The organism is Oribacterium sp. P9 (assembly GCF_046365365.1).
In the GTDB taxonomy this organism is placed as follows: Bacteria; Bacillota; Clostridia; order Lachnospirales; family Lachnospiraceae; genus Oribacterium.
In genome coordinates this window covers 336,172-362,053 of record NZ_JBKEIS010000001.1, presented here as the reverse complement: position 1 = coordinate 362,053, position 25,882 = coordinate 336,172, and the positions used below count along the sequence as shown (strand labels likewise).

The 25,882-nt window shown below is 54.5% G+C and carries 21 protein-coding genes; all 21 read right to left on the bottom strand.

What is annotated here, in order from left to right; genetic code table 11:
* Nucleotides 1–40: 40 nt before the first annotated feature.
* Nucleotides 41–517 (bottom strand): transcriptional regulator NrdR, encoded by a 477-nt coding sequence (nrdR, locus tag ACK8P7_RS01510; protein WP_410042453.1) that lies wholly within the window; start codon nucleotides 515–517, stop codon nucleotides 41–43.
* On the bottom strand, nucleotides 514–1,488 hold the full coding sequence (locus tag ACK8P7_RS01505) for a DUF975 family protein (protein WP_410042452.1): 975 nt from the start codon (nucleotides 1,486–1,488) through the stop codon (nucleotides 514–516). The genes nrdR and ACK8P7_RS01505 overlap by 4 nt, the downstream gene beginning before the upstream one ends.
* Before the next feature lie 158 nt (nucleotides 1,489–1,646).
* Nucleotides 1,647–2,204, bottom strand: coding sequence for an anaerobic ribonucleoside-triphosphate reductase activating protein (nrdG, locus tag ACK8P7_RS01500; RefSeq protein ID WP_410042451.1), 558 nt, complete (start codon nucleotides 2,202–2,204; stop codon nucleotides 1,647–1,649).
* 106 nt (nucleotides 2,205–2,310) lie between these two features.
* Entirely contained in the window at nucleotides 2,311–4,557 is a 2,247-nt protein-coding gene (gene nrdD, locus ACK8P7_RS01495) for an anaerobic ribonucleoside-triphosphate reductase (RefSeq protein WP_410042450.1), read from the bottom strand.
* A gap of 349 nt (nucleotides 4,558–4,906) precedes the next feature.
* Nucleotides 4,907–5,854, bottom strand: coding sequence for a MetQ/NlpA family ABC transporter substrate-binding protein (locus tag ACK8P7_RS01490; RefSeq protein ID WP_410042449.1), 948 nt, complete (start codon nucleotides 5,852–5,854; stop codon nucleotides 4,907–4,909).
* 83 nt (nucleotides 5,855–5,937) lie between these two features.
* Nucleotides 5,938–6,600, bottom strand: a complete 663-nt coding sequence (locus ACK8P7_RS01485; protein ID WP_410042448.1) for a methionine ABC transporter permease — start codon at nucleotides 6,598–6,600, stop codon at nucleotides 5,938–5,940.
* A gap of 1 nt (nucleotide 6,601) precedes the next feature.
* The gene (locus ACK8P7_RS01480) at nucleotides 6,602–7,627 is read right to left on the bottom strand and encodes a methionine ABC transporter ATP-binding protein (protein ID WP_410042447.1); all 1,026 of its coding nucleotides are present in this window, start codon (nucleotides 7,625–7,627) and stop codon (nucleotides 6,602–6,604) included.
* A 162-nt stretch (nucleotides 7,628–7,789) separates the two neighbouring features.
* Nucleotides 7,790–9,187 carry a Sapep family Mn(2+)-dependent dipeptidase gene (locus ACK8P7_RS01475; RefSeq protein WP_410042446.1) on the bottom strand — a complete coding sequence of 466 codons (1,398 nt, stop codon included), beginning with the start codon at nucleotides 9,185–9,187 and terminating at the stop codon, nucleotides 7,790–7,792.
* Nucleotides 9,188–9,293: 106 nt separating this feature from the next.
* Nucleotides 9,294–10,886 (bottom strand): peptide chain release factor 3, encoded by a 1,593-nt coding sequence (locus ACK8P7_RS01470; RefSeq protein WP_410042445.1) that lies wholly within the window; start codon nucleotides 10,884–10,886, stop codon nucleotides 9,294–9,296.
* A gap of 110 nt (nucleotides 10,887–10,996) precedes the next feature.
* On the bottom strand, nucleotides 10,997–12,241 hold the full coding sequence (gene ftsZ, locus ACK8P7_RS01465; protein WP_410042444.1) for a cell division protein FtsZ: 1,245 nt from the start codon (nucleotides 12,239–12,241) through the stop codon (nucleotides 10,997–10,999).
* A 245-nt stretch (nucleotides 12,242–12,486) separates the two neighbouring features.
* On the bottom strand, nucleotides 12,487–13,245 hold the full coding sequence (locus ACK8P7_RS01460) for a cell division protein FtsQ/DivIB (RefSeq protein WP_410042443.1): 759 nt from the start codon (nucleotides 13,243–13,245) through the stop codon (nucleotides 12,487–12,489).
* Between the two features lie 125 nt (nucleotides 13,246–13,370).
* Complete coding sequence (locus ACK8P7_RS01455; RefSeq protein ID WP_410042442.1) at nucleotides 13,371–14,504, bottom strand: FtsW/RodA/SpoVE family cell cycle protein; 1,134 nt, start codon at nucleotides 14,502–14,504, stop codon at nucleotides 13,371–13,373.
* A gap of 18 nt (nucleotides 14,505–14,522) precedes the next feature.
* Nucleotides 14,523–15,878 carry a UDP-N-acetylmuramoyl-L-alanine--D-glutamate ligase gene (murD, locus tag ACK8P7_RS01450; RefSeq protein ID WP_410042441.1) on the bottom strand — a complete coding sequence of 452 codons (1,356 nt, stop codon included), beginning with the start codon at nucleotides 15,876–15,878 and terminating at the stop codon, nucleotides 14,523–14,525.
* Between the two features lie 31 nt (nucleotides 15,879–15,909).
* On the bottom strand, nucleotides 15,910–16,872 hold the full coding sequence (gene mraY, locus ACK8P7_RS01445) for a phospho-N-acetylmuramoyl-pentapeptide-transferase (RefSeq protein ID WP_410042440.1): 963 nt from the start codon (nucleotides 16,870–16,872) through the stop codon (nucleotides 15,910–15,912).
* A 138-nt stretch (nucleotides 16,873–17,010) separates the two neighbouring features.
* Complete coding sequence (locus ACK8P7_RS01440; protein ID WP_410042439.1) at nucleotides 17,011–19,185, bottom strand: peptidoglycan D,D-transpeptidase FtsI family protein; 2,175 nt, start codon at nucleotides 19,183–19,185, stop codon at nucleotides 17,011–17,013.
* Nucleotides 19,186–19,264: 79 nt separating this feature from the next.
* Nucleotides 19,265–19,804 carry a cell division protein FtsL gene (locus ACK8P7_RS01435; protein ID WP_410042438.1) on the bottom strand — a complete coding sequence of 180 codons (540 nt, stop codon included), beginning with the start codon at nucleotides 19,802–19,804 and terminating at the stop codon, nucleotides 19,265–19,267.
* Nucleotides 19,805–19,842: 38 nt separating this feature from the next.
* Nucleotides 19,843–20,793, bottom strand: a complete 951-nt coding sequence (rsmH, locus tag ACK8P7_RS01430) for a 16S rRNA (cytosine(1402)-N(4))-methyltransferase RsmH (protein ID WP_410042437.1) — start codon at nucleotides 20,791–20,793, stop codon at nucleotides 19,843–19,845.
* A complete protein-coding gene (mraZ, locus tag ACK8P7_RS01425; protein ID WP_410042436.1) occupies nucleotides 20,786–21,214 on the bottom strand; it encodes a division/cell wall cluster transcriptional repressor MraZ in 429 nt (142 codons plus the stop codon). Before mraZ ends, rsmH begins: the two co-directional genes overlap by 8 nt.
* Before the next feature lie 269 nt (nucleotides 21,215–21,483).
* Entirely contained in the window at nucleotides 21,484–22,581 is a 1,098-nt protein-coding gene (ychF, locus tag ACK8P7_RS01420) for a redox-regulated ATPase YchF (RefSeq protein WP_410042435.1), read from the bottom strand.
* A 258-nt stretch (nucleotides 22,582–22,839) separates the two neighbouring features.
* Nucleotides 22,840–23,700: a prolipoprotein diacylglyceryl transferase gene (lgt, locus tag ACK8P7_RS01415; protein WP_410042434.1), complete on the bottom strand. Its 861-nt coding sequence runs from the start codon at nucleotides 23,698–23,700 to the stop codon at nucleotides 22,840–22,842.
* 84 nt (nucleotides 23,701–23,784) lie between these two features.
* Nucleotides 23,785–25,791 carry an NAD-dependent DNA ligase LigA gene (gene ligA / locus ACK8P7_RS01410; protein ID WP_410042433.1) on the bottom strand — a complete coding sequence of 669 codons (2,007 nt, stop codon included), beginning with the start codon at nucleotides 25,789–25,791 and terminating at the stop codon, nucleotides 23,785–23,787.
* Nucleotides 25,792–25,882: the final 91 nt, after the last annotated feature.

The window sequence follows — 25,882 nt, the reverse complement described above, 5'->3', positions numbered from 1 at the left end:
CTCTCCGCCTTATTCTGTCTCGTCTACGCTTGTCCTGCGCTTACTCCGCACTGCTGTGCTGTGCCTGATTCGTAAGCAGCTTACCGATCTCCTCCACGAAGGTGTTCACGTCCTTAAACTCCCGGTAAACCGAGGCGAAACGGACATAGGCGACCTGATCCACGGACTTCAGCTTATCCATGACGAGCTCTCCGATGCGGGAGGTCGGAACCTCCTTCTCCCCGGTCGAGAAAATCTCGTTCTCGATCTCGTCCACCATCCGGTTGATCTGCGCCGTGGAGATCGGGCGCTTGTGGCAGCTGTGGATGATGCCGGCCTCGATCTTCGAGCGATCGTATGGCACGCGACTCTGGTCCTTCTTGATCACCATCATCGGCATGGTCTCGAGCTTCTCATAGGTGGTGAAGCGCTTGCCACACAGCTCGCACTGGCGGCGCCGACGGATGGCCGTGTTCTCATCCGCCGGTCTGGAGTCGATGACCCGGGTATCCTCTGCATTACAAAACGGGCACTTCATAGATTCTCTCCTTCTGTATCCGTGTCTGTTCCTACGCTTTCCTGCGTATATTCTCTACGTACATCATCGAAGCTTCGAGATGCGGTTTTCTCATCGCTCGGGTGGACGCCCGTATCCTGCGTCGCCCGATCGGCAGGCTCCTTCACTTCACGATAGTCTGCCTCCTCCACCTCGCGGTACTCTGCCTCCTCGACACCGGACGGATAGTCATCACTATAGGCGCTGAGGTAGAAGATCGTCACCGCCTGACTGAGGTAGGGCTGCACGAAGATGCCGGCGAGACCGAGGGTGAAGACCATGAGCAGTACCCAGCCGAAAAAGCTGAGATACAGACCGAGCAGTTTCATCTTCTTATTTCGCATCATATGAAGCGAGGTTCGGAGTGCCGTCCAGGCGCGCATCGACGGATGGTCCGCGGAGGCCAGCGCTGCCATCGAGAGGTACAGACCGATCACATACACGATGAAGCTCGTGATCGTCTGCGTCACGCGGTAATCGAAGGTGCCGGTACCGTAGTGATGCCCGATCATGATCTGTGGGATCTCCAGCACGATCTGGATGAACCAGATCACGAGAAGCGTACCGAAGAAGTGCGTCATGTGCGGAAGGTTCCGGAAGCCATGAAACACATCCGTCACGCGGACGCGGCGGCCACGTGCGACCGCGAAATACATCTGCTGCATCCCCAGTGACAGGCCGGCATAGAGCCAGAGCCCGAGAAAGAGGAGCGCGGCGATCACGATGCCGAGCAGTGTCTGGATGGCGAGTGGCACAGCCGGATCCATCCGAAGTGACCAGACGGTGGAGTGCCCGAACAGCGGCGAAAAGCTGCCGAGAACAACGACCGCATACAGCACTACGAAATATGCGAACATCGAAAACAGAATCAGAAAGCCGGCACCGATCACCGCGCCCCAGTTGCCACGCAGCTGGTTCCGGGCGAAGGCACGAATCTGAGTATTTGTCATCATAGGCTCTATCCTCCATGGATATCTTCAGCATGCACGCATGTTCCTTTCATCCAGCTATCCGACATCGTCTTCACCCGCCGAAGCAGGTACGAAGCCGGACGCTTTGCGTGCATAATCAAAACGGAGCTGTTCTTCACAGCTCCATAAGTATACCACATCTAGAGATGTGCCGTATGTGAAATTGTTGTGTCTTCACCCGGATCCCACTGTATGATGTGGCCGGCCTGCAGCGACTTCTGCACATCGATGGTCCGCTGATTTGACGAGCCCTTGAACAGCAGGGTCACATCCTTCTCCGCCATGATAAACGGCCCATCCACGAGAACATCGATGTAGCTTAGAAGCTCCTTCGTTTCCGGCACCTCTGTCACCATCTTTCCGAGAAGATCGCGGTCATAGAGGTAACCGCTGAAGCACCAGAGATCCTTCTCCGGATACAGGGCCTTAAAGCGGCGTACGAGGGACAGCACGGCCGGCTGGTTCTGCGGCTCCATCGGCTCCCCGCCGAGCAGCGTCAGACCCTGGTATGCCGGGTCTGCAAGGTTCCGGAGAATCTCATCCTCCGTTTCCTTCGTGAATTCCTGTCCATAATCAAACGGCCAGGCGATCTCGTTGAAGCAGCCCGGGCACTTATGTGTGCAGCCCGAAACAAACAGGCTCACTCGAACCCCCGGACCGTTCGCGATATCAAAATACTTTATTTCTGCGTAATGCACCTCTGCACCTCCCGCCGTTTCCAGAACAGCTGGACCGGTCACCTGATCCAGCTGTTCTGCGTCTTACTTGCGATAGCGTTATTATATTTGAGATAGAGTTATAGATTTACAGGTGAAGCACTCTATCCTTGATTTCCTGTGTCCGTCCCTGGTTCCAGAACTGAGTGCCGATATAGCCGCAGGTTCTACGCGCAACCGACATCTTCGTCTGATCACGGTTTCCGCAGTTCGGGCACTCCCAGACGAGCTTTCCATGCTCATCCTCGATGATCTGGATCTCACCGTCGTAGCCGCAGCACTCACAGTAGTCCGACTTCGTGTTGAGCTCGGCATACATGATGTTGTCGTAGATGAACTTCATGACACTGAGCACCGCCGGGATGTTGTTCTGCATGTTCGGCACCTCGACATAGGAGATGGCACCGCCCGGTGACAGCTTCTGGAAATCCGCCTCGAACTTCAGCTTCGTGAAGGCATCGATCTTCTCACGAACATTCACATGATAGGAGTTCGTGATGTAGTTGTGATCCGTAACACCCTCGATCATACCGAAGCGCTTCTGGAGGGCCTTCGCAAACTTGTAGGTCGTCGACTCCATCGGTGTGCCATAGAGTGAGTAGCTGATGTTTTCTTCCTTTCGCCACTCGGCGCACTTGTCATTCAGATGCTGCATAACCTTCAGTGCAAACGGCTTCGCCTCCGGATCGGTATGGGACTTGCCGGTCATGCGTACGCACATCTCATAGAGGCCGGCGTAGCCGAGGGACAGGGTGGAGTAGTTTCCGAAGAGAAGCTTATCGATCTTCTCGCCCTTCTTGAGACGAGCCAGTGCACCATACTGCCAGAGGATCGGTGCGACATCCGAGGTGGTGCCCATCAGGCGCTCATGACGGATACGGAGTGCACGATGGCAGAGCTCCAGGCGCTCATCGAAGATGCGCCAGAAGGCTTCCATATCGCCATGGGCGGAGCAGGCCACGTCCACGAGGTTGATCGTCACCACGCCCTGGTTGAAGCGGCCGTAATACTTATGCTGACCCTTCACGAAGTTGCCGGCATCGGCCTTATTATCATCGTTGCAGAGGCCCTCCGGCTGCTGCTCGTTATCCGGTGTCAGGAAGGAACGACAGCCCATGCACGGATAAACATCGCCCTTATACTCCCGCATCTTCTTCGCTGAGATGTAGTCCGGTACCATGCGCTTCGCGGTGCACTTCGCTGCCAGCTCCGTCAGGTAGTAGTACTTGCTCTCCGGATAGATATTGTCCTCATCCAGTGCGTAGATGATCTTCGGGAAGGCCGGTGTGATCCAGACACCCTTCTCATTCTTGACGCCCTGCATGCGCTGCTTCAGAACCTCCTCGATGACCATCGCGAGGTCATCACGGGTCTGCCCCGCCGGTACCTCATCGAGGTACATGAACATCGTAACGAACGGTGCCTGGCCGTTACAGGTCATGAGGGTGATCATCTGATACTGGATGGTCTGTACTCCACGTACGACCTCCTCCTCCAGGCGCTTCTCCACGACCTTCCGTACCTGCTCGTCGGTCATGCTCACGCCGGCCTCTGCATTCTCCTCCAGCACGCGGCCCGTGATCTTCTGACGGGATACGTCCACGAACGGTGCCAGGTGGCTGAGGGTGAAGGACTGTCCGCCATACTGGTTCGATGCCACCTGCGCGATGATCTGTGTCGTGATATTGCAGGCCGTATAGAAGCTGTGCGGCTTCTCGATCATGGTGCCGGAGATCACGGTGCCGTTCTGCAGCATATCCTCGAGATTCACGAGATCACAGTTGTGCTCACGCTGTGCGAAGTAATCAGAATCATGGAAGTGGATGATGCCCTCGCGGTGTGCCTTCGTGATCTCCTCCGGGAGAAGCACACGGTTGGTGAGGTCTCTCGATACATAGCCGGCCATATAGTCACGCTGTGTGGAGTTGATCACCGGATTCTTATTCGAGTTTTCCTGCTTCGCCTCCTCGTTTGACTGATCGAGAAGGGACAGGATTTCTTCATCGGTGGTATTCGCCTTACGCGCCAGCTCACGGGTATAGCGATAGCGCACGTACTTCTGTGCGACCTCATAGCCACGCATCTCCATGATGCCGGTCTCGACCATATCCTGGATCTCCTCGACAGAAACCGCACGGTCCAGCTTCGCGCATTGGCCCGCTACGTTTTCCGCGATGCCCTCGATCTGGTACTCATTCATCTGGTAGATCGGCTCGACCTCCTTGTTCGCCTTCCGGATCGCATTCGCGATCTTCGAGATATCGAAGTTTACCTCCTTACCATTTCGCTTGATGACGTTCTGCCTCGACGCGAGGTCCTTTTCCTGTGTTCCCATGACTGTTCTCCCTTTTCTCTTTTATTCCGTCCGACGGATTTTTCTTTTTTATAGTTAACGGTTTGCAAAATATTGTTTTTATACTACTGCTCATATACTATATCTTGTGTGCAGAGTCTACTATACTACGACAGGAGCAAAATAGGAAGGGTCAAATGCAAAAGTTATGGCACCCGCTCTTTCCATTCTCTTTTTTATATCCGTCCGCTTCACGCGCCCGCGTGACTCGTCGAACGCACGAAAAAACAGGCCCTGGAGCTTTCTCCAGAGCCTGTCGCCTGTTCACTTTTTTCTGGCCAATGCAGTCGAAATCAACACGGATGGCTGCTTCCTGTCTGCACGATCCGTTTTACTGAAGAGGGATGACACCGCCCTCATACTTCTCGTTGATGAAATCTGCAACCTTCTTCGACTGAAGAACCTCGACGAGCTTCTTCGCCCAGTCCGCGTCCTTATCCTTCTCTGCTACAGCGACGATGTTACCATAGGTCTGTGCAGCCTCGGAGTTCGGATCCTCCTGAACCAGTGCGTCGGACGGCTTGAAGCCAGCCTCGATCGCGTAGTTACCGTTCATGCAAGCGAAATCTACGGAATCAACCGATCTCGGAATCTGCGCAGCCTCTACCTCGAGGAGCTCTACATTGTGCGGATTCTCGACGATATCCTGCTTGGTGGCCTTGAGACCAGCACCATCCTTCAGGGTGATGATGCCGTTATCCTGCAGGAGGAGAAGCGCACGTGCCTCGTTGGTGGTATCGTTCGGAACCGCGATCTGTGCACCATCGGCGATGTTTGCGAGATCAGAAGACTTGCCGGCGTAGATACCGAACGGCTCATAGTGGATCTTGCCTACAGATACGAGGCTGGTCCTGTTCTCTGCATTGAAGTCATCGAGGTATGGCTGGTGCTGGAAGTAGTTTGCCTGGATCTCACCCTGCTCGGTCGCGAGGTTCGGCTGTACATAATCGTTGTAGGTCACAATTTCAATGTTTACACCAGCGGCCGCAAGGTCATCCTTCGCTGCCTCGAGGATCTCTGCGTGTGGGCTTGGTGTCGCACCGATCTTGATGTCGACCGGCTCAGCGAGCGGCTCGATGGCGTCGGATGCCTCTGCAGCAGCGGCGGTCGTCTCAGCAGCCTCTGTCGTCGCTTCCGTTGCAGCCTCTGTCGCTGCCTCGGTTGCAGCGGCGGTCGTAGCAGCTGCAGTGGTTGCCTCTGGTGTGCTGGATGAACCGCAGGCTGCAAGGGATGCAGCAGCGAGAACAGCAGCAAGTGCAAGTGTGATGTTCTTCTTCATAATTTTTTCCTCCTCACCGGTCCTCGACCGGTTCTTCGATACCATATGCATCGTTTATTTATATCCAGTGGGATATACAAATGTTAATTTCTGGCCCGCTTATCGGTTTTCGCACTTAAGCGCATCCAGAATTCCTGAATGATCTGTACGAGGATCACCAGTACTGCGACCGCGATCAGCATGATGTCGGTCTGATAACGATAGTAGCCATAGTTCAGTGCGATCGCACCGAGTCCGCCACCACCGACGAAGCCGGCCATCGCCGAGTAGCTGAGGATCGTCGTGATACAGATGGCTGCACCGACGAGAAGACTCGGCTTCGCCTCCGGCAGCAGCACCTTGAAGATGATCTGCGTGTTCGTCGCACCCATGGACTTCGCTGCCTCGATGACGCCAGCATTGACCTCCTTCAGACTCGACTCCACCATACGTCCGATGTACGGTGCCGATGCGATGATCAGCGGTGGAATGATGGCCTTCGGTCCCAGTGTCGTGCCGACGAGCATCTTCGTCAGCGGCAGCACCATCACCAGCAGGATCAGGAACGGAATCGAGCGGAAAATGTTGATGAGCACCCCGAGCACCGTATGAACCGGTGTCATCGGATGGATGCCATCCTTATCTGTCACCACCAGGATCACGCCCAGCGGGATACCGATCAGGTACGAGATACTGCTCGAGATCAGGGTCATATATATGGTGGCCCAGGTTTCCTTCAGATACATGGAAATCGATGATGCATCCATCTTACTTCACCTCCTCAAAGCGGATATCGTTCGATCTCAGATAGTGGGTGATGCGTTCTGCCTCCTCCACACTGTCCGGAAGCTCTACGACCATCTGTCCGACGGCCTGGCCCTCTACCTCCTTCGTGTTGGCGAAGAGGATATTGACCGGCGCGTTGCAGCTCAGTACGATGTCCGAGATGATCGGGCGATGTGCCTTCTGTCCATCGAAGATGATACGGATCTTCGGATTCGCGCTGTCGCCGAAGTTCACCGGCTGGATCGCATTGGCATTGCCATCCCCGAGGATCAGACGGCGTCCGATCTCTGTCTTCGGATTACTGAAGACCTCCGATACCGGACCGCTTTCCGCGATGTGACTGTGGTCAATGATGGCGACATTATCACAGATGGCTTCGATGACGGACATCTGATGCGTGATGACGATGACCGTGACGCCCATCTCCTGATTGATTTTCCTCAGAAGATCGAGGATCTGCTTCGTGGTCTTCGGATCCAGCGCCGAGGTCGCCTCATCACAGAGGAGCACCTTCGGATTCGTCGCGAGCGCCCGGGCGATCGCCACTCGCTGCTTCTGTCCACCTGACAGCTGGGACGGATAGTTCTTCACCCTGTCCTCGAGGCCGACGAGCTTCAGCAGCTCCATCGCCCGCTCCTGTGCCTTTTTCTTCTCGACCCCTGCGATCTCCAGCGGGAAGGTAACATTCCGAAGAAGATTCCGCTGATCCAGCAGGTTGAACTGCTGGAAGATCATGCCCATCTTACGACGTGCCTCCCGGACCTCCTTATCACTCATATCCCCGAGGGACTTTCCCTCGAAGAGAACCTGTCCGCTCGTCGGGACCTCCAGATAATTGATACAGCGGACCAGTGTCGACTTGCCCGCACCGGAGAGACCGATGATACCCTGTACCGAGCCCTCCAGAATGTCCAGATTGATGTCATCGAGCGCATTCACGTCCCCACTCGAGGTGTGAAAGGTCTTGCCCATATTCACCATCCGGATGATCTTATCACCCTTTGCCATACTACATCCTCCCGAGGCCGCGGGTTCGACGTCTTTCACTCGCCGCCTCTTTTTAATGTCCACAGTTTACGACTTCTATAAGCTAAAAGCAAATACATAATAACAATAGTCCGCTATAGGGCGTGCCTATAGCGGACTCAACTCTCGATGTTTCTTTATGTATTATGAGCAGAGCTCGATGATGGCTTCTGCATAGACCTTGGTCGCCAGCACGATGTTCTCGAGATCGAAAAACTCATCCGCACCATGCATGTGCGTGTCGATGCCAGGAAGAACCGCACCGAAGGCCACACCATTCTTGATGTCATGAACGTAGGTACCGCCGCCGATAGCCATCGCCTCACCCTTGAGACCAGTCACCTGCTCATAGGCACGAAGCAGCTTCTGAACGAATTCACTGTCTGCAGCCACTCTGTGTGGCGGAATCATACCCGGGGTCTCGAAGTCGAAGCCATGGGCATGCGCCGTCTTCTCCGCTGCATCCTGACAGTTTTCCTTCGTCGCCATCACCGGTGTACGGCTGTCGAACTTCACCTCGACATAGCACGGATCCACATGATAGAGGTCCGGTGTACAGGTCAGTGCATGGGACTCCGCATCCTCCATCTTGATACCGAGGTGCGCACCGTCGGTCTCCGCCCACGGGAAGATCTCCAGCATAGCCTTAATCGCATCGATCTGTGCACAGGCAGCGAGCGGAAGCTTCGTCGCCAGGATCATCGCAGCGAGACCTGCGTTCTTACCACCCTCTGGGGTAGACGCATGTGCAGATACACCGACGATGGTGATTTCATCCACACCGGTCTGTGTGCACTCTACACCGCAGAGCTCGCTGACCTCGTTCATCGGTGCCTCTGCGAGGTTCATATCGAGACCCTCGAAACGAAGGGTCGCCTTCTGAGGAACGGCATTCAGTGCAAGACCTGCCTCGAGTGAAACGAGACGTGGGAGTGCGGTCGACTCCTCTACCGTCTTCGAAATCGTGCCACGGAACTGGCCCTTCTCGATGTTGATGAGCGGGAACTCGGCATCCGGAGAGAAGGTCATCTCAGCCTCCGGCTCGGTCGCATAGTACTTCGCGATATCGGTACCGGAGCCGGTCTCCTCGTCCGCACCCATGATGAGACGAACGCCCTTCTTCAGCTCGACACCGGTCTCCTTCAGTGCACGCATCGCATACAGCGCACAGAGAAGCGGTCCCTTATCATCGGAGGTGCCACGGCCATAGATACGGCCATCCTTCACGATCGGCTTGAACGGCTCCGTCACCGTCCAGCCCTCGCCTGCCGGTACGACATCAGTATGTGCCAGCATATCGAGGCATCTCGGAAGAGAAGGATCGAAATCGGCGGTACCTACATAGCCGTCGTAGCTCTGCACAGGGAAGCCATACTTCGCTGCCAGATCGATACCGAAATTCAGCGCATCGAAGGAACCATCTCCATACGGCTTTCCTTCCTCATATGCGCCCTTTACAGAATTGATCGAGCAGAAATCGATCAGATCCCTTGTATACTCGTCGATGTGCTCTTCGATCCACTTATTTACTTTCTCATTCATAACAGTCTGTCCTTTCAACTATGATAGCTCCTGTCAGATGACAGTTTTTTCATCGAAAACCCGCGTGCACAGCCGCCGGCTTTCGTTTTTAATAGTAGAAGCCGCCTTAGTTCCGGCTGAATTCCGTCAGCTTCAGTTCCTTATTCCGCTCGAGTACCATACCGACGGACCACTCGTGTGCAAACAGCAACAGCGGACGATCCTTCAGATCCTTTACGATCTTCATGTCGGAGGTTCCCTGGATATGATCGATGTCGACCTCGGTGTAGTTCTCCACCCAGCGGATATAACCATATGGCAGCTGATCGAGCTTGATCTCAACATTGTACTCGTTCTTCAGACGGAAGCTCAGTACCTCGAACTGGAGAACGCCGACCACGCCGACGATGATCTCTTCCATACCGGTGTTGTACTCCTGGAAGATCTGGATCGCACCCTCCTGTGCGATCTGCGAGATACCCTTCACGAACTGCTTCCGCTTCATGGTATCCACCTGACGCACACGTGCGAAGTGCTCCGGTGCGAAGGTCGGGATGCCTTCATACGAAAACTTCTTATTGGAAAGCTCCAGTGTATCACCGATGGAAAAGATGCCCGGGTCGAAGATACCGATGATATCGCCCGCATACGCCTTCTCCACGATCTTACGCTCATCCGCCATCATCTGGGTCGGCTGGCTCAGCTTCACCTTACGACCGGTCTGCACATGGTTGACTTCCATGCCGGCATCAAACTCACCGGAGCAGATACGCATGAATGCCACACGATCACGGTGCTTCGGATCCATATTGGCCTGGATCTTGAACACGAAGGCAGAAAATGCCTCGTCCACCGGACTGATGATGCCCTGGTCACTGCTTCTCGGAAGTGGCGGCAGCGTCATCTTCAGGAAGTGCTCCAGGAAGGTCCGAACGCCGAAGTTGGTAAGCGCCGATCCGAAGAAGACCGGTGTCAGGTCGCCGCGATCGACACGCTCCTGGTCATACTCGTCAGAGGCACCATCGAGAAGCTCCAGGTCCTCCTGCAGCTTATCATAATACTCGAAGCCGACCATGTCCTTGAGGCCAGGATCATTCACCGAAACATCCTGCTCGGCCACGGCCTTCGTACCGCCGGCGTTTGCCGTAAAGAGCTCCACCATCTCAGTCTCACGGTCATAGACGCCCTTAAAGTTACGCCCACAGCCGATCGGCCAGTTGATCGGGCAGGTGTGAATACCGAGGACGTTCTCGATCTCATCGAGCAGCTCGTATGGATCCCGGGCCTCACGGTCAAACTTGTTGACGAAGGTAAAAATCGGGATATGGCGCATCACACAAACCTTGAACAGCTTGATGGTCTGCGGCTCGACACCCTTCGCACCATCGATGACCATGACCGCACTGTCGGCTGCCATGAGTGTCCGGTAGGTATCCTCCGAGAAGTCCTGGTGTCCCGGTGTATCCAGGATGTTAATGCACTTTCCTTCATAATTAAACTGAAGCACAGAGGAGGTAACCGAAATACCTCTCTGCTTCTCGATCTCCATCCAGTCGGAAACCGCATGCTTGGTTGCCTTACGCCCCTTGACGGTACCTGCGAGATTGATCGCGCCTCCATACAGAAGGAACTTCTCCGTCAGTGTCGTCTTGCCGGCATCCGGGTGAGAAATAATCGCAAACGTACGTCTCTTCTCGATTTCTTCTTTTAAACTTGCCATTCTATCCTCAATAATCTAAAAACACACACAAAATCGTCAATCATCATAGCACAAAAAAGGCTATGCCGTAAAGACATAGCCTCTCATTTCTATCTTCAGGGTTGAAGTGATTACTTTCTGTTTCTCAGGAAGTCCGGAATATTGATGGACATTTCCTTATTCTGCTGCGGACGGAAGGTCGGCTGCTGCGGCTGTACCGGTGCTGCGCCCTGTGCAAGCGTCTGCTCCTGTGGTGCTACCGTCACCGGAGTCGTCGGACGAAGCTGCGGCTGGAAGCTGGTGTTTCCGTTCAGGAAGCTCGGCATGGTCGGTCTGACCGTGGTCTCTGCTGCCTGCGCTGCTGGTGCGGCTGCCTTCGGCTGCGCCGGCTTCTTCAGCGTATCAAATGCAGAGCTGGTCGCCGCGGAATCCTCGATACCGGTTGCGATGACGGTGATCTTACACTCATCCTGGGCATTCTCGTCATACATCGCACCGAAGATGATGTTTGCATTATCACCTGCCAGCTCCTCGACATAGGAAGCGGCTTCGTTTGCCTCTACGAGGGAGATGTCTCCGGAGATGTTGATAATCACATCTGTAGCGCCCTCGATGGTGGTCTCGAGAAGCGGGCTGGAGATCGCCATCTTCACCGCCTCGGTCGCCTTCTCGTCACCCTTGGCTGCGCCGATACCGACATGCGCCACACCCTTATCCTTCATAACAGAAGAAACATCTGCGAAGTCGAGATTGATGAGGCCTGGAACATTGATCAGATCCGTGATGCCCTGTACAGCCTGCTGGAGAACCTCGTCGGCCTTCTTCAGTGCATCCGGCATCGTGGTTCTGCGATCTACGATCTCAAGCAGACGGTCATTCGGGATGACGATCAAGGTGTCTACGGACTCCTTCAGCTTCTTGATGCCATCAATCGCGTTCGTCATACGCTGACGTGCCTCGAAACGGAACGGCTTCGTCACGACGCCGACGGTAAGGATACCCATATCCTTCGCGATCTTCGCGATGACCGGTGCTGCACCGGTTCCGGTTCCGCCACCCATACCACAGGTAACGAATACCATATCGGCACCCTGCAGTGCAGCGGTGATATCCTCAGAGCTCTCCTCTGCAGCCTTCGCACCTACCTCTGGTCTGCCGCCGCAGCCGAGTCCCTTCGTCAGCTTCTCGCCGATCTGCATCGTGGTCGGTGCCTGGCTGTACTGAAGCGCCTGCTTATCGGTATTGATGCCGATGAACTCGACGCCCACGATACCATCCGTCACCATGCGGTTTACCGCGTTGTTACCTGCGCCACCAACACCTACGACGATAATCTTTGCAGCTGCCTCTGACTCAGGAAGCTTAATCTCAAGCATAATCTTCCTCCTTCAATCCCTCATATATATTCATTATATAAGATAACCTGTTTTACTGCGGCCACATACGCATATGACTGCACAATAAGATAATATACAAACAAAGCTATCAGATTGCAATAGCTTAGTCCATATAATATTACCACGCTTAGAAGTGGAGCTCTATCGAAATTTTCACATTATTTCTTACTTTTTTATAACTTCAGCCGTCGTTATGCGCAGAAAACGGTGCTGTTATGCGCAGATCAGCCCGTCTTTTCCTTGAAAATATAGGACTCATGATCCGAGGTCTCCGAATAATCTGAAAGATTCAGCTCCCCCTTCCGTCCACTGAGATGGGGCAGGATATCATGCAGCGTCGAGATTTTCATCTCCATGTCCTTATTACTGCCGAGGCGGACGCTGATGTCGCCGATGCGGAGTGTGGCATTCAGAAGTGAATCGTACTGAATCTCCTCACAGTCGATATCGTAGGTACGAAGTGCGCCGGTCAGGTTCAGGATATTATTGAAGACATCCTTATTTTCTACCGGCAGCTCCCGGTAGAGAACGATGGAGCCGAAGCTGAGACCGCTGATGCGCGGGATTCCCTCCAGCCGGTTGCCGGTGGACTCTACGATGATACCATCCTTATCGAAGTACATATGACTCGACATATAATCCACATAGCCGACGACATTTTTCTCATAGACGGTGATGCTCACCGCGAAGGGACCGTCGAAGTCGATATCATAACGCTGCACAAACGGAAGTTCCTTGTGCGGCTTCGTCTTATCCTTCACGAAGCACCAGGCCGTATCCGTATCCCATGGATCCGAAAAAATCATCTGGACGATCTCATCACTGCTGTACTGTGTATTCCCCACCACCGTGAAACGCTGAATCCGTACACTGGCGAGCAGGATGGCGATCAGCAGGAGCAGGACGACGATGCTCCAGCGAAGCAGATGCCGCTTATTCTGGTCCCTCGGATCATCGTAGCCGTAAAAATCTCTATCTGTCATTCTATACGTTCTTTCTGTTTACGTTCTGTTCCATTGCGATTTTTGCAATGCACACTGTCTGTTCTTTTCGGTTCTTTACTCTACCATAAAAAAAAGAGCTTTGCCATGGGCAAAGCTCTGAATACTTACGTCGGATCTTCCAGTCGGATCTGCCGTGAAACCGACAGCGCGAGACCGATCTCCGCCATCAGCAGAATCAGTGAAGTACCACCATAGCTGACAAACGGGAGCGTAACACCGGTATTCGGGATGGTGTTCGTCGCGACACCTATGTTCAGGATGACCTGCAGCGAGATGTGGCACAGAATTCCGATCACCAGCATTGACCCATAGAGGTCACGGGCATTTCGTGCGATATCGAACAGCCGGTAGATGATAAACACATAAATGAGAATCAGTGAGATCGCGCCGAAGAGGCCGAGCTCCTCACAGATGATCGTAAAGATCATATCATTTTGTGCCTCCGGCATGAGGAACTTCTGTACGGACTCACCGAGGCCCTTACCGAAGATCCCGCCGGAGCCGATCGCATACAGGCCCTGCAGGGTCTGAAAGGTTTCATCTGAGTAGCTCGCCGGATCCTTCCATGCGAAGATACGTGTCAGCTGATAATCCTGCAGGATGTTCAGCGCGGACAAGAGCTTCGCCATCGGATAGGCGAAAATGTACACGAGGACGCCCGCGACGCCACAGAGAACGAAGGGCCAGTACTTCTTCGATGCGATCCACATCATAAAAAAGGTGATGCCGAGGATGATCATGGCGGTCGACAGGTTCGTCGCCGCGACCACGATGCCCGGCGCGATGCCGACCAGCGCGACCTTCCACCAGGTTCTCCCGTTGTTGATCTGATATCCATAGTGGGTAATCAGATACGAGAGCAGTACGATCACCGCGATTTTCATGATCTCCGAGGGCTGGAAACGCACACCACCGAGTCGGATCCACCGCGCGGAGCCGTGGGAGGCGACACCGATGACCATGGTCGCTACGATCAGCAGCCAGGCCACGATATACAGGATCTTCGAAAAGATCGCGGTCAGGTGGTAATCGATGACCGACACGATCAGCATCGCTACGAGGCCGCCGGCCGCGAACACCGCCTGATGCCGGAGAAAGTACATGGCATCATTCATCTGGCTCTGCGCCGAGTAGCCGGAAGCCGAGTACATCATGATCATACCGAAGCCGGTGATGAAGATGACGGCAAACAAAAGGCTGTAGTCATAAAAATATTTTCTTTTCTTCTTCGCTGCCATCCTTCCTCCTGTCCATATTTACAGATTCTTTACGCACTCCTTGAAGATGCGTCCACGCTCTTCATAGTTCGGGAACATGCCCCAGGATGCGCAGGCCGGGCTCAGAAGGACATAGTCGCCTTCATCCGCATATGCCGCACAGTCCTTCACGGCCTCATCCATATCCTCTGCGAACATGACATTCGTAAAGCCGTACTTCTTCGCACACTCTGCGATGATGTTCCGTGTCTGCCCGATCAGAACGAGGTACTTGACGCGGCCCTTAAAGAGCTTACACCAGTCATCGAAAGGGATCTCCTTGTCATAACCGCCGCCGATCAGAACGACCGGCCCCGGCATCGCCAGCAGTGCCTTGATGGCTGCATCCGGATTGGTGCCCTTCGAGTCATTATAGTAACGAACGCCATTGCGCTCACGTACGAACTCGATGCGGTGCTCCACCGGCTTGAACTTCTTTACGGCCGAGATGATCTTCTGCATCGGCACGCCCATCTCCATAGAGACAGCGATGGCGCACATGATATTCTCGTAGTTATGTGCACCGAGAAGGTTCGTATCCCGTACATCGAGCAGAGCCTCATCCTCGCCATCATGCGCATGATGAATCTCGAAGTTCTTATAGTAGAAGCCATCCTTCAGCTCATGTGCAGAGCTGAACCAGATGACCTGTGGCTTCAGGGTCTTTCGCTTTCCGAACTTCCGAAGCTCCGGATCTTCATAATTCAGGACGATGAAATCCTCCTCGGTCTGGTTCAGCGCGATGCTCTCCTTCACCTTCACATAGTTCTTCATCGTTTTATGACGGTCGAGATGGTCCGGGGTGATGTTGGTGATGCAGGATACATGCGGATGGAAATCCATGATGGTCTCGAGCTGGAAGGAGCTCACCTCGAGGATCGTCGCAGAGGCATCCGTCGTTTCCAGTGCTTCGGCCGTAAACGGATTACCGATGTTTCCACATATATGCGTATCGTCGTAGGTCGTTTTAAAGATTTCACCGATCAGGGAAACCGTCGTGGTCTTGCCGTTCGTTCCAGTCACGGCTGCAAGTTTCCCCTTGCTGGACTGATACGCGAGCTCGATTTCACCCCAGATCGGGATCTTCGCCCCATCGATCAGCTTCACAAACGGCTTATCGAGCGGGATACCCGGGCTGATAACTGCGAGATCTACGGATACGAGATCCGTCGGCTTCAGTTCTCCGACCACCAGTGAAATCCGATCTCTCTTTCTGAAATTTTTCATCACCTTCACGGTGTCCAGCTTTTCATTGGAATCGAACAGAACGACCTGTCCTCCCAGCTGTAAAATCTGCTTTGCGGCGCAGATACCGCTTTTTCCCGTGCCGAGCACGAGCACCTTCTGACTATCCATCTAATCCACCCCTATTATGTTCTACTGTCTCTTACATCCCCAGGCTCGCCACCAGACATAAGAGCACTGTCAGCACTGTGAAGACTGTCACCACCTTCGTCTCCGACCATCCTCCGAGCTCGAAGTGATGGTGGATCGGTGCCATGCGAAAGATCCGCTTTCCATGTGTTTTCTTAAAGTAGGTCACCTGGATGATGACCGACAGTACTTCCACAAGATAAATCAGTGCAAAGATCGGTATAAAGAGCGGGATTCCCATCTCGAAGGCCGCTGCCGCGACGAAGCCGCCGAGTGCCAGTGATCCGGTATCCCCCATAAATACCTTTGCAGGGTAGCAGTTAAACATCAGAAAGCCCATCAGTGCCCCGAACACCGCACCGGAAATCGGTGCAAGCTGCCCATCTGCCTTGCCGAAATACAGGCTGACGAAGCCGAGGAACAGTGCGATCACAGCCGTGACAGAGCTCGCGAGTCCATCGAGACCATCGGTGAAGTTCGCACCATTGTCCGTACCGAGCACGATGAAGAGCAGTGCCGGCACATAGAACCATCCGAGATCGAGATAGATCTCCGTAAACGGGACCTGCATACGATGATCATAGGCAGGCGAGAGATAAAGATACAGTGCGAAAATCACACAGAACACCAGCTGGCAGAGAAACTTCTGCTTCGGGTTGAAGCCCTCCGACTGATGCTTCACGACCTTCAGAAAGTCATCGATGAAGCCGACGATACCGAAACCGACCGTGAGAAGCATCACCGGAAGGATCTTCGGATAGCGGCGAACATAAACGAGGCTGACGATCACGATGACCAGTACAAACACGAGGCCACCCATCGTCGGTGTGCCCTTTTTCTTAAGGTGTGCCTTCGGTCCATCGTCCCGGACCTCCTGCCCGAATTTCAGCTTGTGAAGCTCCGGAATGGCGAAAGGCATCGCAAGGGCTACCAGCGCAAAGCCCATAAGAATAGAAACAACAAAATCAAGATACATAATCTAACTCCATATATAAATCATCCGCTGCCTGTGACCCGGATAAGCAGTGAATCTTAAGAAAATCGTAATGGGGTCTGACCCCCTTACGGTGAGCTTAAGAATTTCGTAAAGGATTCTTAATGGGGTCAGACCCCATTAATTTTCGGCGGAGGTTTCGGTTTCGCCTTCGCTGCTCTCGCCCGGCACGGCCTCCGGGAGCGCGAAGCTCGCGTCGTCACCCGCCGGTTCGATGTACTCGTCGGTCACCGTTGCAGCCGTGGTCGGCGTCATCACATTGCCATCCGCATCGGTTTCGGTGCTCGTTTCGTCCGCCGTGGTTTCACTCTCCGCGCCGTTCTCACCGCCTACCTGTGCACCCATCGTCTCGGAGGAGATGCCCTCCGGGTTCTGCTGAAGCTGCGCGTTGATGGAATCCTCCGGATCGGTATCTCCGGATGGTGCGATATTCAGGAACTGCAGCGCATCGTTCATGATTTCACGCTCGATGTTCACGGCGAAGGAGGCCGTCGCCTGTGCCTCTCCGACGAGGTTCGGCGTATCGACGATGACGTAAACAAGTAACTGCGGATCCTCCACCGGCGCGAAGCCGCAGAAGGAGACGAGGTAGTTCTTCGCCGAACGTGGCAGCTTCTCGGCGGTACCGGTCTTGCCACCAACATGGTAGCCCTGGATCTTCGCCTTCTTACCGGTACCCTCTTCTACGGTGGTATAGAAGGCCTGCTTCAGGAAGTTACTCGTCGACTTCGAGCAGGTGGTGCGGAGAAGCTCCGGCTTCACATCCTCGATGACGGTGCCGTTGCCGTTCAGGATCTGCTTCACCACATGTGGCTTGTAGTAGCTGCCACCGTTGATGATGCTGCAGTACGCAGCCGCCATCTGAATCATGGTGACGTTAAAGTTCTGGCCGAAGGAGTTGGTCGCGAGGGCCGTACGTCCCATGTTTTCTGCATTGTACACGAGGTCCGTGGTGTCGGCCTCTGCCGGCAGGTCGATGCCGGTATACTCACCGAAGCCGAAGATATGCTGGTACTTCACGAAGTTCTCGGCGCCTTCATTGAACGCGGTATTCATGAGGTATACGTTACAGGACTTCGCAAGCCCCATCGTGGCATCGAGCACGCCGTCACCGTTCCGGTTATGACAGCGGATACGCCAGGTATGGATACCGTCGTTCAGCTCGATGTAGCCCTGGCAGTCGAAGGTCGTATTCGGTGTGATGGACTTCTCCTCCAGTGCACCGGCGATCGTGATGCTCTTCGCTACCGAACCCGGCTCATAGGTATCGGATACCGGGATATTTCGCCACAGCTGGTTCCAGGCCACCTGACGGCCATAGGACAGGATGTCCTCGGTCGAATAGTACTTCGACACCTCATCCTCTGTGATCGCGGCGGCATCCGGATTCTCTCGATGATATACGCCGACGGCCTCCTTGCGGCCGAGCTGCATGAGATACTCATCGGTATAGACCGAGCTGTCCAGCGCACGCGGATCGTTCAGGTTAAACTGATTGGTGGAGCCCATCGCGAGCACCTCGCCGGTGTTCGGATCCATGACGATCGCCGCCGCCATCTTTGAGCCCACATCTTCTGTCTGCCACTTGTTGAGGTACTTCTCCAGCGACATCTGAATATTCGTATTGATGGTCGTCACGACGGAATTACCGTCGGTCGGCTCCTTCAGTACGGACTGCAGCTTCGTATCGCTGTCGAGGTAGCCGTACTCCCGGCCATTGACGCCCATCAGGGTATCGTTGTAGTACTGCTCGACGCCACCGGTTCCGCTGGAGCCGTCGGCACTCGAGAAGCCGATGATGTTGCAGGCGAGGGAATCGTACGGATAGGTACGCTTGTACTCATCCTCGAACCAGATGCCCTTGATGCGTGCCTTCGAGCCACTGCTGACATACGCGGCATTCTGCTCCTTCACATACGCTTCCCAGGCCGATTTCTGGTCGTAGCTCAGTCCCTTCGCATACTTCACATAGGACTTGTCGGCCTTTTCGCTGAGCATCTTTCGAAGCTCGGTCTCATCGTATTCGAAGCAGGCGACGAGCGCCTGAATCGTCGGATCCACATAACGCTCATCTTGACCGGAGTAGATGACACGCGGGTCGATGATCAGGTTATATACCTTCTGGCTGGTCGCCAGCACCGTACCATTCCGGTCCATGATGTCGCCACGCCGGAACGGAATCGTACGTGAATCATAGGATGCCTGTCGCTGGGACAGAACGATCTTGTTGTACTCCTCGCTGTTGTTTTTTACCAGATTATAAATCTCCAGGATAAGCGCAATTAAAGCTAGCATGATCACACATAGTGTGACGGCTAGCTTTCTCTGCATGTACGGGGGAAGAATCTTCCCCCGGTTTCGTCTCTGGTTTTGATCAGTACTTCGGGATGTCCTCATATTGTCTTACGTACTCGCTTTCCGTCTTGTCATAGGTAATCGTCTGATCCTTGCCGGCATATACCATGCCGAGCTCCTGCGTGGCTACCCGATAGATCTCATCGAGATTCACGGACGTATCTATGCTGTTCTGAAGCGCGTCGTTCTCAGACTTCAGCTTGTCCAACTGCTGCTTTTTCGTCTCAATCGACGAAATCCGCGTATTGATCGAGGTCTGCATCTGAATATAGGAAAAGCAGAGTCCCAGCGTAAACAGAGAGGCGATGATCAGCACCGCAAGGTAGGTCCGATCGACCACGACCGTCTTATGGCGAAGTCGCTCCTGCTGCGCACGGTACTCCATCTCACGCTCGTCGAGGATCCGCTGCCGCTCCCGCATACGCGCCTGCCGTCTCCGCTCCAGTTCCTCCGGATTCGGACGACGCTTCGGCTGGATGCGACGGACCGTATTACCATCTATATAGGTCCCTGTCGTCCGCGGCGCACGTACCGCGGCTGCCTGTCTCGTTCTGGTCATACTACTCTTTCTCCCATTTTCCGGATCGGTTCCGGATTCTAAACTTTCTCATCATGTTTCTCGAAGATCCGAAGCTTCGCGCTCTTCGATCTCGAGTTCTCCTCGAGCTCCTCGGCACTCGGCAGGATCGGCTTTCGGGTGATCACCCGGCCCTTCGACTTCCGGCCACAAACGCATACCGGAAACTCCGGCGGACAGATGCACGGCTTCTCAGCAGTGCGGAACTTCGTCTTCACGATCCGGTCCTCGAGGGAGTGGAAGGTGATGATACAGAGGCGTCCACCCTCTGCGAGATCATCGATCATGCGATCGATGCTGTCCTCCAGTACATCGAGCTCACGATTCAGCTCGATTCGAATCGCCTGGAAGGTACGCTTCGCCGGATGGCCTCCGGTGGCACGAATCTTCGCTGGAATCGCACCTGAGATGATCTCGGACAGCTCCAGCGTCGTCTCGATGCGCTTCGTCGCACGATACTGGCAGATATGCTTCGCGATGTTCTGTGCGAAACGGTCCTCTCCATAGTTTCGAATCATATGGAAAAGCTCGGATTCACTATAATCGTTCACGATATCGGCAGCGGTGATCGGATTCCGGTCATCCATCCGCATATCGAGCGGTGCATCGCTCCGGTAGCTGAAGCCACGCTCCGCGGTATCCAGCTGGTAGCTCGATACTCCGAGATCGAGGTAGATCCCATCGACCTTTCCGATGCCGAGTTCCTTTAACACATCATCGATTCTTTCGTAATTACTGCGGACGATCGTCACGCGGTCCCGTACATCCGAAAGCCGCTCGCTCGCTGCCTGAATCGCATCCTTATCCTGGTCGATGCCGATCAGGCGACCGGCCGGTGAAAGATGGGTACATACCTCATGGGCATGTCCGCCACCACCTAAGGTTCCGTCGACATAGATGCCATCGGGCCGGATGTTGAGTCCATCCACGGTTTCGTGGAGAAGTACGGAATAATGCTTAAACTCAGACACCTAAGCCCTCCCAGTCTGCTTCTAATGCAGCTTCATCATCGAAGCTGTACTTTTCTTCGTACGTGTTTGTATCCCAGATCTCGATATGGTCACCCACACCGAGTAAGGTGATATCCTTGTCAAGGCCCGCCCGATCACGGAGGACCTGTGGAAGAAGGATTCTGCCCTGCTTATCCAGCTCACAGATCGCGGCTGACCCCAGCAGAAAGCGCTTCAGGCTTCTCGCCTTCTCGTTCGTCATCGGAAGCGCATTCAGCTTCTCTTCGAGCGCCTGCCACTCCGGAGCTGCGTACATAGCAAGACAACCGTCCAGGCTTCTAGTGACCGTAAACTCGTCTCCGAGCTGGTCCCGAAATCTGGCCGGTATGATCAGTCTGCCCTTGGCATCCAGATTGTGGCGATACTCTCCTGTGAATGACATTTCCCTTTTCTACCACTTTCTACCACTTCTTACCACTTCATGACATAATAATGCGCTAATTTGGGTTTAGTGTCAAGGCAGGATACAGCAATAAATTAAAAAAAGAAGCCTCTCGAATGAGAGACTTCCTTCTATATAACGATATATTATCTGTCCTGAAAGGTCTGCAGCAGGCAGGCGGCACGCTTTTCCATAAATTGATCAGCACCCGCACCAGAGCTGCTGCACGGCGGCAGGCGGCACACTTCCTTCTATAGAATGATGGCGAATTATACGTTGAAGCGGAACTCAACGACATCGCCGTCCTGCATCACATAGTCCTTACCCTCCATGCGGACGAGGCCCTTTTCACGTGCTGCCGCGATAGAGCCACAGTCGAGGAGATCCTGGTAGTTGATGACCTCGGCCTTGATGAAGCCACGCTCGAAATCGGAGTGGATCTTACCGGCCGCCTGCGGTGCCTTCGTACCCTTCCGGATGGTCCATGCTCTGGTCTCCTTCTCACCGGCGGTGAGGAAGGACATGAGGCCGAGCAGATCATAGGAGGCACGCACGATCTTGTCGAGACCAGACTCGCTCATACCGAGGGACTCGAGGTACTCTGCCTTCTCATCGTCCTCGAGCTCGGAGATCTCCTCCTCGATCTGCGCAGAAATCACGAAAACACCGGAGCCGTTCTCTGCCGCGTATTCACGCACCTTCTGGACGTATGCATTGGACGCACCATCATCGGCGACGGAATCCTCGGAAACATTCGCCGCATAAATCACCGGCTTACGGGTCAGGAGGTCGAGGGTGTCAATGAAGGCGTTCTTATCATCATCACCGGCGTCGAAGCTGATCGCCAGCTTATCTGACTCGAGGTGGTCGTGGAGCTCTGTGAGGAGCGTATACTCTGCCTTCGCATCCTTATCGTTCATCGCGAGCTTCTTCGTCTTCGCGAGACGACGATCGAGGAGATCGAGGTCGGAGAAGATGAGCTCGAGGTTGATGGTCTCGATATCGCGAATCGGATCCACGGAACCATCGACATGCACGATGTTGTCATCATCGAAGCAGCGAACGACATGCACGATCGCATCGGTCTCACGGATGTTCGAGAGGAACTGGTTACCGAGGCCCTCTCCCTTGGAGGCACCCTTGACGAGACCTGCGATATCGACGAACTGGATCACCGCCGGCACGATCTTCTGCGTATTATAAAGTGCGCCCAGCTTCTCCAGACGCTCATCCGGCACAGCGACGACACCGACGTTCGGCTCGATCGTGCAGAACGGATAGTTGGCTGACTCTGCGCCCGCCTTCGTGATTGCGTTAAACAGTGTAGACTTACCGACATTTGGCAGTCCGACGATACCTAATTTCATAATCTAAATCTCCTTTATCCTTCCCTGCATCCCCCGTTTCCGACAGTGCCGAGAAGGTCGATAGCAGTTCCATCTATAAAATACAGCTAAAAAAGCATCGCTATTATAAACCAGAAGTTTCCGCTTTACAATGCCGGATATGCAACGCCCGTGTTCATCCCCTCGGCTGCAGTAAGCGTTCAGGCAGGCAGGGGAACCCGGAGTGGCGGCAACGGAGGCACAGTACTCCGAGACCGGTGACTGTTACAGGCTGCATCCTCACTTCGCCTTCCGCACACCGCGGAGGATCATCGCGAGACCGAGTACGGCGAGGGCCCCTGACAGGGCCTGCGAAACGGCGATATTCGTCCCCCAGAGGAGCAGTGAATCCGTGCGGAGCCCCTCGATCCAGAAGCGACCGATGCCGTAGAACATGAGATACTCCCAGAAAATCTGTCCGGTGAACTTCTTCTTCGGCCCGGTGATCCAGAGGAAAATCAGGGTGCAGAGATTCCAGACCGACTCATAAAAGAAGGTCGGGTGCACCTGGATGAACATCTCGTCACCGATCCGGATCGCATGTGTGAGCACGTTCTCGTTCAGCATGTTCGGGTTTACGATGGATTCCTTGATCCGCATCGCGAGCAGTGAATCCGTATAGCGGCCGAAGGCCTCTGCATTGAAAAAGTTTCCCCAGCGGCCGATGAGCTGTCCTGTGAGAAGGCCGAGCACCGCAGAGTCCGCGATGGAGAAAAACTTCACCTTCCGCCGGTAGCAGAAAATCACGCAGCAGAGGATGCCGGTCAGGATGCCGCCATAGATGGCGAGACCGCCCTGCCGGAGGTTGAGGATCTCCCCGAGATGCTGCGAGTAGTAGTCCCACTCGAAGATGACATAGTAGGCACGCGCACCGAGAATGGCGAAAATGATGCTGTACAGCGCGAGGTCTTCGATGTCCTCTGACTTCTGTCCACGGCGCTTGTAATCAAAGCTCGCGATGAGCACGCCCATCAGCATACCGATCCCGATGATGATGCCATAGTATGCGATGCGGAAGCCGAACACGGAAATCGAGTTTCCGAGATGCTCGACGCCGATCCCGAGATGCGGGAAATAAATATCATAATTGTCTGTATTCATCCAGTCTGTCCCTTTCCTGCAGTGCCAGGCGAGTGCGATCTATGCCCAGCCCGCGTCTTTCTGCCGTTACGGCATCCACGACGCTTATACTTCTCCCTTTAAGATCCGAAGAAACTCTTCCTCGGTGACGATCGGAACGCCCAGCTCCTTCGCTTTTTTGTTCTTGCCAGAGGTCGATGTGATGTCGTTGTTGACAAGGTAGGCGGTCTTCGCGGATACCGAACCTGCTGCCCGGCCACCGGCCTCTTCGATGAGCGCCTGCAGCTCCTTCCGGTTCTCGAAATGGTCGAGCGATCCGGTAATCACGACGGACTTTCCTTCCATCGTCTTCGGCGTCGTATGGTCTTCCACCTTCTTCTCGATGTCAAGATCCTGCAGCAGCGCATCCACCTGCTTCATCACCGTTGCATCCTGGAAGTAGCGCACGAGGTTCTCTGCGAGCACCGCGCCGATGCCGTCCACCTCCTGCAGCTCATCCACGCCTGCTGCCCGCAGCTTCGTGAAATCATCCCCGAAGTGTCGGCAGAGGACCTTCGCGTTTGCGAGGCCAATGCCGGCGATCCCGAGTCCATACACGACGCGGTAAAGCTCCGTATGGCGGGCACGCTCTGTCGCCGCCATCAGATTTTCATAGCTCTTCTCACCGAAGCCCTCCATCGTCACGATGTCGGCACGGTAGCGATCGAGATGGAAGATATCACTGTAGTGATGAATGAAGCCATGCGCGATGAACTTCTCCAGCGTCTGCTCGCTGAGGCCCTCGATGTTCAGTGCATCACGGCTCACGAATAGTGAGAAATTCTTGATCTTCTTCGCCGCACAGTCCGGATTCGAGCAGTACAGGAACTTCGCCTCATTATCCGAACGAATCTCCGTCGGCTGTCCGCAGACCGGGCAGACCTCGACCGGCTTCAGATTTCCGGAGCGTGTCCGGTTTTCCGCAATCTGCGGAATGATCATGTTTGCCTTATACACGGTGATCCGGTCCCCGATGCCGAGCTCCAGCTCCTCACAGTAGGAGAGGTTATGGAGACTTGCACGACTGACCGTCGTGCCCTCGAGCTCCACCGGGTCGAAAATCGCCACCGGATTGATGAGGCCGGTACGGCTCGGTGACCACTCCACCTCACGAAGAACGGTCTCTGCCTGCTCGTCGCTCCACTTGAAGGCGATGGCGTTTCGCGGGAACTTCGCGGTACGGCCGAGGCTGAGGCCATAGGCGATGTCCTCGTAGATCAGCACGAGGCCATCCGACGGGAAATCGTTGTGCTGAATCGCCTCCGAGAACCACTGTACCGTTTCCGCGATCGTAGCATTCGTCACATGCTTATACTCGACGACATCGAAGCCCTGGGCACGAAGAAATTCATACTGCGCCGCACGGGAGTTCTGGAAATCCACATTTTCGCCCTGCGCATCCACGGCACTCACGAGTGCGAAGGCCATCAGATTCACATGTCGGGATTTCGTCACCTTTGGGTCCAGCTGACGTACCGAGCCAGAGCAGAGATTCCGCGGATTCTTATACTTCGCATCCGCATCCGCGATGGTTTCGTTGATCTTTTTAAATTCGGAATACGTGATGATGGCCTCCCCGCGGAGCACCAGATCACCGGCGAAGGAAATCCGCGTCGGGACGTTATCAAACATCCGCGCGTTCTGTGTGATGACTTCACCGATCTCACCGTTGCCACGGGTGACTGCCTTCACCAGCTCCCCGGCATGGTAGCTCAGGACGACGGTGAGCCCGTCCATCTTCCAGCTGAGAAGGCCCTCTTTATCCCCCAGCCAGGAGGCCAGTTCCTCGACGGACTTCGTCTTATCGAGGCTCAGCATCGGGCTCGGATGACGCTCCTTCGGAAGCTCCGACAGCACCTCGAAGCCGACACGCTGGGTCGGCGAGCCGCCGAGAATCATGCCGGTCTCCTGTTCGAGCTTCTCAAGCTCATCATAGAGCTGGTCATAGCTCAGGTTCGACATGATCTCATTGCCATCCACATAGTACACACGGGCCGCTTCATTCAGGGTGCGGATGAGCTCCTTCATGCGTGCAAGCTTCTGGTTTTTCTCTTCGTTATGGGAAACACTCATAGTATCTTTACCTGTTCCAGTTTACTGTTTTTTATTTCCATGTCCGATGGAGGACGCGAATCACCCTCCATGGCAACGCCGCTTTCGAAAA

Excerpts from the sequence above, each read along its gene's own strand:
- nrdR (WP_410042453.1), bottom strand. The coding sequence starts at position 517 with ATGAAGTGCCCGTTTTGTAATGCAGAGGATACCCGGGTCATCGACTCC.
- ACK8P7_RS01505 (WP_410042452.1), bottom strand. The coding sequence starts at position 1,488 with ATGATGACAAATACTCAGATTCGTGCCTTCGCCCGGAACCAGCTGCGT.
- nrdD (WP_410042450.1), bottom strand. The coding sequence starts at position 4,557 with ATGGGAACACAGGAAAAGGACCTCGCGTCGAGGCAGAACGTCATCAAG.
- ACK8P7_RS01490 (WP_410042449.1), bottom strand. The coding sequence starts at position 5,854 with ATGAAGAAGAACATCACACTTGCACTTGCTGCTGTTCTCGCTGCTGCA.
- ACK8P7_RS01485 (WP_410042448.1), bottom strand. The coding sequence starts at position 6,600 with ATGGATGCATCATCGATTTCCATGTATCTGAAGGAAACCTGGGCCACC.
- ACK8P7_RS01480 (WP_410042447.1), bottom strand. The coding sequence starts at position 7,627 with ATGGCAAAGGGTGATAAGATCATCCGGATGGTGAATATGGGCAAGACC.
- ACK8P7_RS01475 (WP_410042446.1), bottom strand. The coding sequence starts at position 9,187 with ATGAATGAGAAAGTAAATAAGTGGATCGAAGAGCACATCGACGAGTAT.
- ACK8P7_RS01470 (WP_410042445.1), bottom strand. The coding sequence starts at position 10,886 with ATGGCAAGTTTAAAAGAAGAAATCGAGAAGAGACGTACGTTTGCGATT.
- ftsZ (WP_410042444.1), bottom strand. The coding sequence starts at position 12,241 with ATGCTTGAGATTAAGCTTCCTGAGTCAGAGGCAGCTGCAAAGATTATC.
- ACK8P7_RS01460 (WP_410042443.1), bottom strand. The coding sequence starts at position 13,245 with ATGACAGATAGAGATTTTTACGGCTACGATGATCCGAGGGACCAGAAT.
- ACK8P7_RS01455 (WP_410042442.1), bottom strand. The coding sequence starts at position 14,504 with ATGGCAGCGAAGAAGAAAAGAAAATATTTTTATGACTACAGCCTTTTG.
- murD (WP_410042441.1), bottom strand. The coding sequence starts at position 15,878 with ATGGATAGTCAGAAGGTGCTCGTGCTCGGCACGGGAAAAAGCGGTATC.
- mraY (WP_410042440.1), bottom strand. The coding sequence starts at position 16,872 with ATGTATCTTGATTTTGTTGTTTCTATTCTTATGGGCTTTGCGCTGGTA.
- ACK8P7_RS01440 (WP_410042439.1), bottom strand. The coding sequence starts at position 19,185 with ATGCTAGCTTTAATTGCGCTTATCCTGGAGATTTATAATCTGGTAAAA.
- ACK8P7_RS01435 (WP_410042438.1), bottom strand. The coding sequence starts at position 19,804 with ATGACCAGAACGAGACAGGCAGCCGCGGTACGTGCGCCGCGGACGACA.
- mraZ (WP_410042436.1), bottom strand. The coding sequence starts at position 21,214 with ATGTCATTCACAGGAGAGTATCGCCACAATCTGGATGCCAAGGGCAGA.
- ychF (WP_410042435.1), bottom strand. The coding sequence starts at position 22,581 with ATGAAATTAGGTATCGTCGGACTGCCAAATGTCGGTAAGTCTACACTG.
- lgt (WP_410042434.1), bottom strand. The coding sequence starts at position 23,700 with ATGAATACAGACAATTATGATATTTATTTCCCGCATCTCGGGATCGGC.
- ligA (WP_410042433.1), bottom strand. The coding sequence starts at position 25,791 with ATGAGTGTTTCCCATAACGAAGAGAAAAACCAGAAGCTTGCACGCATG.